The sequence below is a fragment of the Chryseobacterium oranimense genome, assembly GCF_900129755.1.
GTDB classification, from domain to species: Bacteria; Bacteroidota; Bacteroidia; order Flavobacteriales; family Weeksellaceae; genus Chryseobacterium; species Chryseobacterium oranimense.
In genome coordinates, this window is record NZ_FQWT01000002.1 from 561330 (window position 1) to 574073 (window position 12744).

Genomic DNA, 12744 nt, shown 5'->3' on the forward strand with positions numbered 1-12744 from the left:
GATTTGGTTTTTAGTCGACGATTAATTTGAATGTTTTGATTATTTTTCCGTTCTGGGTAAGACTGACCAGATACGAACTTTGAATGTCAAGCGAACTGCTGTACGATCTTGCATGATGGTCTATTTTCTCTAATTTAACCAGTCGCCCTCCACCATCATAAATTGCTACAGATAAGTTTTCCATTTCAGGAAACTTGATCATAAAACTTTGTCCTTTTTTAACAGGGTTTGGATACAGAACAATTTTATCGATATCTAAAGCAAGCTGATTTTCATTAATTGATGATGAGCCTGAGTTGATCTCATTATTACTTGCATCCCGTAAAGGACTCACTGCAAATGTAAAATGATCAAAAATTTCTCCTTTCTCCTTATAAAAATCCACTTTACTGAAATCTATATAATTCTCATTTTCCATCCCTTGCACTTTCATTAACTCGCCTGCGGAGTTTTTTAGAAACATCCAGTAAACAAGTGGGAGCGAATCGGGATTGATGGCCTTTTTATCCACCCTTACTTTATAATCTGTTTTTGGAATGGTAGATCCTATGAAATTAATTTCCCAGTTTCTTTCGAGGACTTTAAAGTTGCCTTCGGTCTTCATCGCCATTTCTTTATTATCATCAGACCACATGACAAAATTATTGTGATCAAAAAGACTCAGGTTTTCTACATTGGTCTTTTTTATATCTGTTTTTCCGATCGTTAGGAACTGATCTTCCTGATTGGAAGATTGTTTTTGGTACAATTCGTTTCCATCATCCCGTCCCAATCCGGTAGGCCTGTATTTGAATTCTTTATGTTTTTCAGGGTCCCAGATCACTTTTCCATCACTGCTGTAATACTTTCCCTTTTCCAAAGAAATTCCATACTTGATCGAGAGGTAAGAATGAATTTTATTAAGATCCATTTTGTTTGCTCTTCTTGGGATGAAAATCATTTCATAGAGATTGCGGTCTTCCAGCTTTATTTTAATACTGTCCGGTTTTCCGTCTGGCTTTCCGGCATTATCAGTAAAAGTAAAAATACTTGGCCTTTTACGGATTTTGATATTTTTATCCGCCTTTTTCTTTTCATAAATATTGTTACTCAAAGAGATATTTCGTTCTTCATTCTCCCATATTTTTTCATCCTCCCTTGAAGTATGGACAAGAGTCAGGGTATGGCTCTTATTTTTACTGTGTTTAATATATTTTTTAAGGATTTTATCCTTAATTCCATAATGGAAGTTGAGTAGGTTCTCATCTTTTAAATTGGAGACTTCACGAAGGTTAGGTCTTGACTTTTCCCATATCTGGACATCAGATCCAACTAATTGAGAGTAAGCACTGGCTGAATATAGCAATACAAGTACAGTGACCGTTTTATGGCACAGAAATTTTGACATAATAATTGGAATTATGTGGAACAATAAAAGAAATGAAGTATAGCAATCTTAGAACTTAAGATTGTTATAATAGTACGGTAAACTATCGTTTGTCAGGTAAAAAAGTAGTTGTAGTTTTCATAAGTTTCTTAGTGTTTTTGATTATTTAATTTCAAATTTATAAAAAAAAATAACATATCATAAAAAAAGTATAAAAAATATTAAAAAATGTTAACGAATAGTCACACAATTGAATATCAACACATTCTCCTTGTCGCATTATTACTGGATAAATCCTCATTAAAACCATTATTTTAATTTTTCAACACCTATATACAATTAAGCTTTGACTATAAACAAACTTTCAATAAATGAAATTTATCAAGCCGCTTTTTAAATTTTTATTTTGATTTTACTGTACATTTGAAATATGAAAAAGTTGGAATCAAGAGAAGATATCGAGCATCTGGTGAATTCATTTTATGCAAAAGTCGTTAAGGATGAAACCATTGGTTTCTTCTTTAATGATATAGCTAAAGTAAACTGGGACAAACATCTTCCAAAAATGTATTCTTTCTGGGAATCTATCCTTTTTGGACAGATGAGCTATAAAGGAAACCCTATGGGCGTTCATTTCCCGATTAATGAGATCCGGGCAATGGAGCAAAAACATTTTGACCGCTGGCTTGGGCTTTGGAAAACAACGGTTGAAGAGAATTTCGTCGGAGAAAATGCCGACATGGCTATTTATAAATCCGAAAACATCGCCAAGCTGATGGCTTTCAAAATGGAGCTGGCGAGGAGACTCTAGTTCGGGTTGCGGATTTGGGTTGCGGGATTCGGGTTACGAGTTATAGAGTTAGTTCGGGACGTAAAAAATAATTAGGGAACGATAACGGTAAAAATATAAGCGGCAAGATTGACAAGCAAAACGGTTCCGTACAAAACGTTCGTTTTTCCCCGGCTTAAAGAAAGCATTACTATAAATACAGACAGGGAAAGCAGAATAATATCTTTTTTATCAAGCCCTAATACCAATGGAATATCATAAAGAATACATACAACTGATACGGCAGGAATTGTAAGTCCGATACTCGCTAAAGCTGACCCTAATGCCAGATTTAAGCTGGACTGTATCTGGTTGCTTCTTGCCGCACGGATAGCAGCTACTCCTTCAGGAAGGAGCACGACTCCTGCAATAATTACCCCTACCAGGGATTTTGGGGCGCCAATACTCTGTACCATATTTTCAATGGTTCCGGAAAGTCCTTTAGCCATCAGTACAACAATAATCAGGCATACCACCAGAAAACCAAAGCTGATCAGTGTTTTTTTCAATGAAGGAATATAATGTTCTTCGGGATGCTCGTCAGGAACAATAAAGTAACTTCTGTGACGTACAGTCTGTACCATCAGGAAAACACCGTATATGGCCAGACATGCGATGGAAATGAAAATAAGCTGTGCTTCATTATAGAAAGGTCCGTTGACACTTGAAGTAAAATTGGGAAGGACAAGGGTAAGCACGAGAATGGAAACAATACTTACCAGATAAGTAGTAGCTGAGGTTCTTGCGAAGAACTGTTCATGATATTTTACGCCGCCTACCAGGATACAGATCCCCAGAATTCCGTTAAGAATAATCATGACGGCAGCAAAAACGGTATCTCTGGCCAGCGTGATCGCCTGATCTCCGCCGGCTACCATCAGCGAGATGATAAGCGCCACTTCAATAATAGTGATACAGAGTGCGAGAATAATGGTTCCGAACGGCTCTCCTACTTTATGGGCCACCACTTCTGCATGGTGCACCGCAGACAAAACACTTCCGGTAAGCAGAAGCCCCGCAATAAGGTCATACAATACTCCGGTTCCCATGAGTCCGGAAAAATAATACCCCACAGCCAGGACAGGGAAAATATACGTATAATGTAAAAATTCTTTTAATCTCATAAAGCGTCTACAAAATACAAAAAATCTATTAAATTTGAAATATCAAAAGAAAATATTAATAATATTTTAATCGGAATGAAGCCGCTTCCGTATTTATTCTCTAAACTTTCTTCATTAAATTATTGACTGTAATAATCGAACGCTAGCATTCACCCTCTCTTTTCCTGCTTCTTTCCTTAATGCATCCACATGTTAAAATCCAGAAAATCCGTAAGCATATGAAACAAAAGACCAACGGCTACAATTCTGATATTTCCTTTGAAAAACAGCAGCAAAAAATACACCGCAATGGCGTAGTAGGAATGTAAAATATGAAAACCAATACTATTTCTTGAAGGATCAAAAACAGGATTGGCAAAAATATGGTCCAGGTCTACCAGCATGGTGGCCAGCATGATACCATAAGCCTTTTTCCAGTTGTCACGGAAAAAAACCAGCGCAATGAAAACCGGGAAAACCAGATGTAAAAAATAATGTGTGCCTGTTTTGAGCAGAGCAATGTCAGATAGACCCATTAATATTTATTTATTTTTAAAATTGCGGCTTTACCATCTTAAAATCAGCGGTAATTCTTCTTTCTTAGCTTTGATACTCACCTGATAGTTCTGTCCTTTATTTCTGTAGAATATATATTCAATATCAGAAAGGATTTTTTTCTCCGTTGAGGTTAAAGTGCTTAAAGAAGATAGCAACAGCGAACTGTTTCTGATGAAGATATAGTTTTCCTTAAGTTCCGGGGACGATGCTATAGGTTTCCGGGTAGATTTTATAATGATACTCCCCTCATTTCTTTCAATCTGATTCGGCTGAAAAGGAATCGCGGTGAACTGGTTCTGGGCATTGATCCATTTTTTATATTGAAAATAATCCCAGGTTTTTTCGGGAGCAGAACTGCGGAGGTCGATAATATAATTAGGCTGAATAATCTTCTGAACAGTCTTTTTTTCTGTTTCATTAAAATTATCGTCATACCCGTAGCTGATAATCGTATCATTTACCTGCTCAAGATCTGCAGTTGCTTTAAAATAATTGACCTGAGCTGAATCTACCAGATTTTTATTAAAAAAACGGGCATAGTTTTTTATATTCTGCCCGTCTAATTCGGCTTCTAAAAAATGATTTTTCCTCTGCATATCTGAAATTGCCGCTGCAAAGGATATTGCTTCTGCCGCATTTTTTATTTCAATTTCATCAGCCTTCAGTTCAATGGAAAAATTTTGAATTTTCTTTCCGGAAATAAAGGATATGCTTCCTAAAGAACTGCCTATAAACCGGTCTGCAGTAAAAGTCTTTTTGCCGGAAGGTTTGGAAAGCAGCTGCTGTATAGCTGTAAAAGCTGTTTCGGAGGTTCCCAGGATACAGTTTTCACCTTCTATTTTAATGAATACCTGATCTTTACGGAATATGTCCTGGCCTTTGTTGATAAACTGATGACTTTTCAAAAAGGTTAAAAATTTCTGTGGGTCTTTCAGTTCCACCACGCTGTACCATTCTGAAAATTTAGCTCCTTTCAGGTGAAAAACCTGCAGAAAATCCGGGATTTTTATTCCTGAATCTTTTAACGGAATTGTTTTTTTATCTTTCTTTTTGCTTTCTGACCATTTGGACGGATGGGCAACTAAGCTTGAAATATATTGTCCCGTCAGTTTTTTTACATCAATTAAGACAACCACATCTGCATTTTCAGGAACAAACTTCAGGGCTTTGTTTTTATAAAAAAACACAAAATAGACCGCGGCTGCGAGTAAAACAAATAACGGGACAATAAGTTTCTTTTTGTTCATCTATAATATTTGAGGCTTCTTTTCTTGTTCTTTAATTTTAAAAATCTCATCAAATAGGTCAAAAAAGTACATTAAGCTGTTCTCGGAAGAGTTTTTAATGTTGTAATCTATTTCTGTTTCCACGCTGTCACCTTTTACCTCCGTTTTATAATACATTTCACCTACATTTTTTCTGAACAGATCCAGTGTTTTTCTTTCGGAAGGGGTTTTGAATTCTTTTTCCAGACCTATTAACAGCCTCTGAACATCCAGTCTGCCGGATAGAGGATATTTTGATGAGTCTTTTGCCCACTGTTTGGAAACCGCTGATTGCGCCTGTGGAGTAAGATTTTCAGTAGAGCTCGTAAGGTAAACAATACCGTCTTTTACAACGAAGTACAGCTGATCCATATAGCCATCCCCTTTTTCATCCTTAAAAGAGTAAATATTGCCGTTCTTTGAGAATTTCTTGGCTAAATTCTTATTGGTAGACAATACATTGAAAACACGGTTCCAGTAGCCTTCATTTTCCGTTGCAAAAGCAAACGTAAAATCGGGAACAGCTACATCTTTGGTTTTCTTAACTTCTTTTTCATTATAATCATCATCATATTCATAGTCCGTATAGTCTACTTTTTTGGATACCAGCTCATTCAGGACGAAAATTCCGTTTCCGGGAGCTATTTTAGTAATAGCTTCTTCATCCAGAATGATCTTCATGGTTTCCATCATCAGCTCCATTTCTTTTTTGTATTCGCCGTCTCCGGAATCCTGAAGCAGGTCATACATCATATCAAAAGTTTTTGCTCCGTTGAGATTCATCACATAATAACCGATGCTTTTTTCATTGATAAGCGCAGCCAGCTTTTTGTTTTTCTTTCCTTTATAAACGGATGAAACTGTTTTCTGAATGTCCGGATTTTTATGCTGATAATTGTTCACCAGCTTTACTTTGTCCTTATCAAAATATAAATTGTAGTATGAATTTGAATTGTATGTATTTCTTAAAAACTGCCCAAATTCAAAATGCTTCATCATTTTACCATAAACTCCGTCATTCACCATTCTTCCGTAATCTGTGTAAACATACGCATCGGAGTTCGGATCTCTGAAGCTGAGCATCGCCTTCGGAACATCAAGCTCCAGATTTGAATTGAAATACTGGTCGAAACGGTCTTCTGCAATCTTCTTGACGATTTTGAAATTTTCAATACGCATAGAATCCAGTTCTTTCTGATATGCTGTATCTATTTCAGCTTCAGCGTATTCCTCTTCTCTCGGATACACTTCAGTTTCACCTTCGGAATGCTGGGTGTCCACATTCTCTTTCGGATATTTATGGTTCTTTTCCAGATACTTGATATCTTTCTGAATTCTGGTAATTTCTTTATTATTATCCCTGATCTCGTCTTTTAAATATTTAATTTCCTCCTTCAGGTTTATTATTTCTTCTTTATAATCAAAAGGCTTTTCAGGTTCTATGGCATAAGCACTGTCAACAGCTACTGCAGCACTATCTGCAACAGCTACAGCACTATCCGTTACAACATCATCGCTCCAGATATCTTTATAAGGCTTTGTATAGCTTACCATGCTCAAAACAGCACGGTCGCCGTTCCAGGCAACAAAAATATTATCATCGATATCTACGTAAGAGTAATTCTTTTTCTTTGAAATTTCCAGTCCTTTTTTCTTCGTCGAGTTGATGAATTCCTGGAACTTTTCTTTGTTATCTACAATAAAATGAGTGGTATACGTTTTTATGGAGTCATTAAAGCTTGCATAATGATATTGTGTCGCATCATATTTGATCCCCGTTTTGGAATAATCATTCCACGAAGATTTCTCTTTGCTTTTTTTGCTTAGCTCATGCAACAGCGGATTGAGTTTCTCCCAATTAATTTTCTGATTAAGCTGTTTTCCGTTAATTTCCATATAAAATACGGCATCAGTGGGAAGTTTCATGCTTTTTTGGGCAAAAACCAGCATAAAACCAAAAAGAACAAGACTCAGTGTTTGTGTTTTTAATAATATAGATTTCATGGTCGAGTGTAGAATTTATTGAAATAATATAGTGTTTTGTAATTGTTTCTTTTGAAAGATCAGGTCTAAAATATCCGCTTCCAGCTTCACAGCTTTTTTATTCGGAGCCAGGAGATAAGCGCTGTTGGTCTGAGATTTTACAGTATTTTCAAACTGCATGACAGAGGTATATCTGGCGTTATTAAAGATTTCTTTATCTGCCTTTCCCAATTTGTCGTAATCTGCTTTAAAGGTATTGACTTTGTTTCTGGTCAGTGATTTTTTCTCAAGGTTCTGGCTGTAAATCTGTGTTGGGATCATTTTTCCGAGAATATTTTTAGCTTTGAGCTGTTCCAGCCCGGCATTGATATTTTCTATTTTTTTAAAATTACAGCTCAGTTTGATGATATAATTGTCGAAATCCATGGAGGTTTTCACATTGCTGATTCCCGGAGTTCCTTTAAAAATCCTAGCTGCTTCATTGATTTTACTTTCAATTTCAGCCTTTTTCGGAACCTTTTTTCCGTTAATGGTCTCCATTTTTGAAATGGACGCCAGTCTCGTTTTGCTTTTACTGGCATTAAGGATAATGGTATATTCTCCTGTTCCGTCAGCTTTGACATTCACTTTATCTAAAATATCAAAACAGCTTGTCAGCAATAAAAATGGAAAAAAAAGCATCAACAGCTTCAGAAAATTTTTCATAATTCGGCTTTAAAGCACAAAACTACTTAATTCCGTTCGAAAATACTTTATGGACGCTGTTATTTCACTGAAAACAACCATTTTTAAATCCTTCCTTTCAGGTAATCCTGCCGTACTTGTTCGTCCAGCTTTTCGATGGCATATCTCAGGCTGGTTCTGGGCATATCCTGATAATGTTTATCGAGAAAGTTAATCAGTTCGGTTTCATTTTTCTGTCCCATTTCCCGGAGAAGCCAGCCATTTGCTTTATGCATCAGGTCGTGTGGGTGTTTCAGGTTTTTAATGACGAATTCTTTAGTCAGTTCAAAAGATCCTTTTTTTACATAATGCATGGTACCCACCACAGCGATTCTCTTATGCCACATTTCTTCGGAATCCGAAAGGTTTCTTAAGAGCTCTTCCTTACCATTTTCAAAGGCATATCTGCCTAAAATTTTATAGCAGCTAGAATCTACCAGATCCCAGTTATTCACATGCGGAAGATGATCCAGGTAAAACTGTATAATTTGTTCTTTAACGGCTTTATCCTTTGCTTTCTCAAACTTGGAAATCAGCATAAAAAGTGCGGTAAGCCTGTACTCATGGTATTTTGAAGACAACAGGACACTCAGATCGTCCAGGCTTATTTTTGAATAATATTCTTTAGCCACCGATCTCTGATCCGGAACTTTTACGCCTAAAAACACATCGCCTTCCCCATATTCTCCTTTTCCGGTTTTGAAAAATTTCGGGAAGAATTCTGCTTTTTCAGGGATGGACAAAACCGCTAATGCTTCTTCTATTTCTTTGATAATATTGCCCATACAAATCTTTATTTTATAAAATTTGAATAATTCCAGTCAATAATTACCTTAAGCATGTTCATCCGCAACAACGCTCTCCTTTTCCTTCTCTTCCTTTGCAATGGCTTTCGGATTGGCAACTTTAGCAATGGTAAGTCCCTGAACAATAATAGAAAAGACTACTACACAGTAAGTAATACTCAAAATAATCTCGCTGTACTCACTTTTAGGAATCGACATAGCCAATGCTATGGAAACCCCTCCCCTGATTCCTCCCCAAACCAGAACTTTTACCGTTTGCGGGCTAAACCTGGTTCTCAGGGACATAAATTTTGTAGGGATCCAGATCGAAATAAAACGGGCAATTAAAACCACCGCAATCGCCAGAAGCCCAGGAATCATAAAAAACCTTAAGTCCTTGATCATCAGAAGCTCAAATCCTATAAAGAGGAACAGCACAGCATTCAGGATTTCGTCAATCAGTTCCCAGAATTTGATGAGGTAATCCTGGGTAATGGATTTCATTTTAAACCTTACGTTGAAATTACCCATGAATAAACCTGCAGCAACCATTGTAAGAGGTCCGGAAATATGCATCTGTCTTGCAATAAGATATCCTCCCATCACTACGGAAAGCGTTACCAGAACGGAAATAATATAATCATCCACTTCGCGCATCAGCCTGGAAGTGATCCATCCCAATAAAACCCCGAGCAAAATTCCTCCACCGGCTTCTTTCATCAGAAGCAATCCGATACTTTCAACCCCCAGATCCACTTCTTTTCCTATGGCAAGCTGCATAACAACTGTAAAAACCACTACGGCCATACCATCATTAAAAAGAGATTCTCCCGCTACTTTTGTTTCCAGGGATTTGGAAACATTGGCCTGCTTTAAGATACTTAAAACAGCCACCGGATCGGTAGGCGAAATAAGCGCTCCGAAAACCAGACAGTAAATAAACGGAAGGTGAATTCCTAAAAACGGCAGCAGATAAAACATCCCGAATCCTACCACAAAAGTAGAAATCACCACTCCAGCCGTAGAAAATATAAGGACGGGCCGGAACTGCTCCTTAAGATCGTCGATATTGATATGGATCCCTCCCGCAAAGAGCAGGAAATTAAGCATGGCACCCATCAGAACTTCCGTGAAGTCTATACCGTTCATTAAATTATTAAGATGCCCAAAGGTTTTTGGCAAAACAGTTTCTCCAAACATAACCAGAAAAATGGAAACCACGATAGCAATTACCATGATCCCGATGGTGCTCGGAAGTTTCAGAAATCTGTAATTAAGATAGGCGAAAATCGATGCCAGTACTATTAAGGCTGAAAATGAATAATATAACTCCACTAAGTGTTTTTTAATTAATTTATAGGTTTAAATAAAGTATTTTAATGTATAATTTATGACCGTCCTTCTCCCAGATATCAAACATGCCGTCTTTGGCTATTTTTGATCCTCTTACATAATCTTTCCCGATATTCAGGATATTCAGGAGGATGTATTCATCTCCTACAGAATTGACGAGATAGGCCGTTTTTTCAGAAGCTCCGTCTCCGGAATTCTTTATTCCTTCCGTAAGCGAGCGGAACTGGTTCAGGTGATGCATAAAGTTGTTTCCGTCTTTCATGGAATCATATGCCCTGAGAAGAACAAGAAGAATATCCAGGTTCGTAGGATCTTTATCATAAAGTACTTTGCCAAGCTTGATGCATTCTTCAAAATTATCCTGCTTAAAAGCATCCGCCAGCTCCTTAAAACTGTCATCCAGTGTAGAAACTTTATCATCCCTGAAATTTCTTCCGTAGTAAAGATATTGGGTTTCAATACTATCCAGGGATTTAGGATATCCTTTGTATTTAAAAATCAGCTTCTCATAGTTGTAGGGAGAATCCGGATTTTTAAGACTTTTCTCAATATTTTTCAAATCGATTTTTGATTTCTGGCTGAAGCCAAAAACCGAAAAGAGAACCAATAACAGGAAAAAGTGGTACTTCATTAATCGTTGTTTTCTTCTTCCTCGTCGTTATCGAAATATTCGAAAAGGAAATCGTTGTATGGGAATCTGGAGATATGGATCTTCATCACCTCATCATAAATCATTTTTTTCATTTCCGGGAAATTTTCTTTCGTCAGGGCAGAAATGAATACCGTTGGATATTTGGATTTACCCATCCATGTTTTCTTCCACTCTTCCAGGGAAATATTCTTTTTGGTGGATGGAGTAAGATCATCTTCATCTTTTTTGTGGTAGCTGAAATCATCGATTTTGTTAAAAACCATGATCATTGGCTTCTGATGTGCATTGATCTCCATAAGAGTCTGATTAACAGATTCCACCTGATCTTCAAAGCTTTCATGGGAAATATCCACTACATGAATAAGCAGATCTGCTTCACGAACCTCATCCAGGGTAGATTTAAAAGACTCCACAAGCTGTGTAGGAAGCTTTCTGATGAATCCTACCGTATCGGTAAGCAAAAACGGTAAATTTCCGATAACTACTTTTCTTACCGTAGTGTCAAGTGTTGCGAATAATTTATTCTCAGCAAAAACTTCAGACTTGGAAAGCGCATTCATCAGGGTAGATTTTCCAACGTTTGTGTACCCAACCAAAGCTGCGCGAACTACTTTCCCACGGTTGTTACGCTGGGTAGCCATCTGCTTGTCAATGACTTTCAGTTTGTCTTTTAACAGGGAAATCCTGTCACGGATAATACGGCGGTCAGTTTCAATCTCTGTTTCTCCGGGTCCTCTCATCCCGATTCCCCCTTTCTGACGCTCAAGGTGGGTCCACATCCTTGTCAGACGAGGTAAAAGATACTGATATTGAGCCAATTCCACCTGAGTCCTTGCATAAGAAGTCTGTGCTCTCTGTGCGAAAATATCAAGGATAAGATTAGTCCTGTCCAGAATTTTTACTTCTATTTCTCTTTCAAGATTTTTCAGCTGGGAAGGAGACAGTTCATCATCGAAAATAATGGTTCCTATCTCATTTTCCTTTACATATTCTTTTATCTCCTGCGCCTTTCCACTCCCGATAAAGGTTTTGGAATCCGGCTGGGTTAATTTTTGAGTAAATCGTTTTTGAACCGTTGCACCCGCCGTAAAGGCTAAAAACTCCAGTTCATCCATATATTCCGTAAGCTTATCCTCATCCTGATTCTGGGTAATAACCCCCACTAAAACTGCTCTTTCGTAATTATGTTGTTTCTTATCTAGCATTAATTTCTGTCTATGTTTATGATTTTCACAAGATACCAATTTTCAGGAAAAAAAACAAAATCATTTTTTATTCTTCGATATTTTTTAATGTTAATTTAAGTTTACAATACCATTGATTTATAAAAAATTAATACCTTTATAAAGCAGATTTACAAATAATAAACATCAAAATTTGTAAATATTGTAAAAACTAACACCTATTGCCATGAATTCCCATATTAAATGTATGATCATCGATAATGATGAGCTGGACAGACTGGTCCTTCAGCATCATATCAGGCAATATGATCATATTGAGATTATTGCTTCCTTTAATTCGGCAGAAAAGGCAGTCCCCTACCTGGAATTCCCCATGGATCTGCTGATCTGCGAAACCAATCTCCAGGGCATTAATGGCCTGGAATTCAGGAAACTAGCCCATAAAATCCCAGCCTGCATCTTCATAAGCTCTCAACCGGAACTCGCCGCAGAAGCTTTTGAAATTGAAGTACTTGACTTTATTACAAAACCCTTTAAAACAGAAAGATTTCAGCATTCCATGGAGAAAGTCTTCAGCTTTTTTGAAATGAAAGAAAAATGTGAATGCTTTGATGCCCTTCTTGGCGAAAACTGCATTAAAATAAAAGAAAACGGTAATATTTCCCAGGTAAGGCTTACCGATATCCTTTACCTGGAAGCCCTGAAAGATTATACCCGGCTGGTTACCCATGAAAAAAAACACTGTGTCCTGGACTCCCTTGGAAATCTGCTTCATAAAAGCTTCTTCGACTCTTTTATAAGAATACACCGCAGCTATGCTGTTCCCCGTCATTTCATCCGTGGAAAAAGCAGCAATGAGATAGAGCTGATCCATCAGATCAGACTTCCTATAGGCAGAACTTATAAGGAAAGCCTCTCTTTTCTTAATCCATAACTCCTACAT

12 protein-coding genes are annotated in these 12744 nt (G+C 37.2%); 2 read left to right on the forward strand and 10 right to left on the reverse strand.

From position 1 onward, the window contains the following. Nucleotides 1-10: 10 nt before the first annotated feature. Entirely contained in the window at nucleotides 11-1387 is a 1377-nt protein-coding gene (locus BUB03_RS09015) for a T9SS type A sorting domain-containing protein (RefSeq protein WP_073062145.1), read from the reverse strand. Between the two features lie 409 nt (nucleotides 1388-1796). Here BUB03_RS09015 and BUB03_RS09020 point away from each other — a divergent pair, with 409 nt between their 5' ends. Beyond that, nucleotides 1797-2177, forward strand: coding sequence for a group III truncated hemoglobin (locus tag BUB03_RS09020; RefSeq protein ID WP_073062147.1), 381 nt, complete (start codon nucleotides 1797-1799; stop codon nucleotides 2175-2177). A 71-nt stretch (nucleotides 2178-2248) separates the two neighbouring features. Here BUB03_RS09020 and BUB03_RS09025 read toward each other — a convergent pair whose 3' ends face one another. The 9 genes from BUB03_RS09025 to hflX form a co-directional block, all read right to left on the reverse strand. Then, nucleotides 2249-3319, reverse strand: a complete 1071-nt coding sequence (locus BUB03_RS09025) for a calcium:cation antiporter (RefSeq protein ID WP_073062150.1) — start codon at nucleotides 3317-3319, stop codon at nucleotides 2249-2251. 176 nt (nucleotides 3320-3495) lie between these two features. After that, on the reverse strand, nucleotides 3496-3834 hold the full coding sequence (locus BUB03_RS09030; RefSeq protein WP_073062153.1) for a DUF6122 family protein: 339 nt from the start codon (nucleotides 3832-3834) through the stop codon (nucleotides 3496-3498). Nucleotides 3835-3864: 30 nt separating this feature from the next. Beyond that, a complete protein-coding gene (locus BUB03_RS09035) occupies nucleotides 3865-5103 on the reverse strand; it encodes a hypothetical protein (RefSeq protein ID WP_073062156.1) in 1239 nt (412 codons plus the stop codon). Next, on the reverse strand, nucleotides 5104-7125 hold the full coding sequence (locus tag BUB03_RS09040) for a hypothetical protein (RefSeq protein WP_073062159.1): 2022 nt from the start codon (nucleotides 7123-7125) through the stop codon (nucleotides 5104-5106). A 15-nt stretch (nucleotides 7126-7140) separates the two neighbouring features. Further along, a complete protein-coding gene (locus tag BUB03_RS09045) occupies nucleotides 7141-7809 on the reverse strand; it encodes a hypothetical protein (protein WP_073062162.1) in 669 nt (222 codons plus the stop codon). A gap of 83 nt (nucleotides 7810-7892) precedes the next feature. Then, a complete protein-coding gene (locus tag BUB03_RS09050) occupies nucleotides 7893-8612 on the reverse strand; it encodes a DNA alkylation repair protein (RefSeq protein WP_073062165.1) in 720 nt (239 codons plus the stop codon). A 48-nt stretch (nucleotides 8613-8660) separates the two neighbouring features. Beyond that, nucleotides 8661-9947: a cation:proton antiporter gene (locus tag BUB03_RS09055; protein WP_073062168.1), complete on the reverse strand. Its 1287-nt coding sequence runs from the start codon at nucleotides 9945-9947 to the stop codon at nucleotides 8661-8663. 19 nt (nucleotides 9948-9966) lie between these two features. Further along, nucleotides 9967-10596: a DUF4919 domain-containing protein gene (locus tag BUB03_RS09060; protein ID WP_073062171.1), complete on the reverse strand. Its 630-nt coding sequence runs from the start codon at nucleotides 10594-10596 to the stop codon at nucleotides 9967-9969. Continuing rightward, the gene (gene hflX / locus BUB03_RS09065) at nucleotides 10596-11822 is read right to left on the reverse strand and encodes a GTPase HflX (protein ID WP_040993238.1); all 1227 of its coding nucleotides are present in this window, start codon (nucleotides 11820-11822) and stop codon (nucleotides 10596-10598) included. The genes BUB03_RS09060 and hflX overlap by 1 nt, the downstream gene beginning before the upstream one ends. 205 nt (nucleotides 11823-12027) lie before the next feature. Here hflX and BUB03_RS09070 point away from each other — a divergent pair, with 205 nt between their 5' ends. Beyond that, on the forward strand, nucleotides 12028-12735 hold the full coding sequence (locus BUB03_RS09070) for a LytR/AlgR family response regulator transcription factor (RefSeq protein WP_073062173.1): 708 nt from the start codon (nucleotides 12028-12030) through the stop codon (nucleotides 12733-12735). Nucleotides 12736-12744: the final 9 nt, after the last annotated feature.

Excerpts from the sequence above, each read along its gene's own strand:
- BUB03_RS09050 (WP_073062165.1), bottom strand. The coding sequence starts at position 8,612 with ATGGGCAATATTATCAAAGAAATAGAAGAAGCATTAGCGGTTTTGTCC.
- BUB03_RS09030 (WP_073062153.1), bottom strand. The coding sequence starts at position 3,834 with ATGGGTCTATCTGACATTGCTCTGCTCAAAACAGGCACACATTATTTT.
- BUB03_RS09060 (WP_073062171.1), bottom strand. The coding sequence starts at position 10,596 with ATGAAGTACCACTTTTTCCTGTTATTGGTTCTCTTTTCGGTTTTTGGC.
- BUB03_RS09015 (WP_073062145.1), bottom strand. The coding sequence starts at position 1,387 with ATGTCAAAATTTCTGTGCCATAAAACGGTCACTGTACTTGTATTGCTA.
- hflX (WP_040993238.1), bottom strand. The coding sequence starts at position 11,822 with ATGCTAGATAAGAAACAACATAATTACGAAAGAGCAGTTTTAGTGGGG.
- BUB03_RS09035 (WP_073062156.1), bottom strand. The coding sequence starts at position 5,103 with ATGAACAAAAAGAAACTTATTGTCCCGTTATTTGTTTTACTCGCAGCC.
- BUB03_RS09045 (WP_073062162.1), bottom strand. The coding sequence starts at position 7,809 with ATGAAAAATTTTCTGAAGCTGTTGATGCTTTTTTTTCCATTTTTATTG.
- BUB03_RS09020 (WP_073062147.1), top strand. The coding sequence starts at position 1,797 with ATGAAAAAGTTGGAATCAAGAGAAGATATCGAGCATCTGGTGAATTCA.
- BUB03_RS09025 (WP_073062150.1), bottom strand. The coding sequence starts at position 3,319 with ATGAGATTAAAAGAATTTTTACATTATACGTATATTTTCCCTGTCCTG.
- BUB03_RS09040 (WP_073062159.1), bottom strand. The coding sequence starts at position 7,125 with ATGAAATCTATATTATTAAAAACACAAACACTGAGTCTTGTTCTTTTT.
- BUB03_RS09070 (WP_073062173.1), top strand. The coding sequence starts at position 12,028 with ATGAATTCCCATATTAAATGTATGATCATCGATAATGATGAGCTGGAC.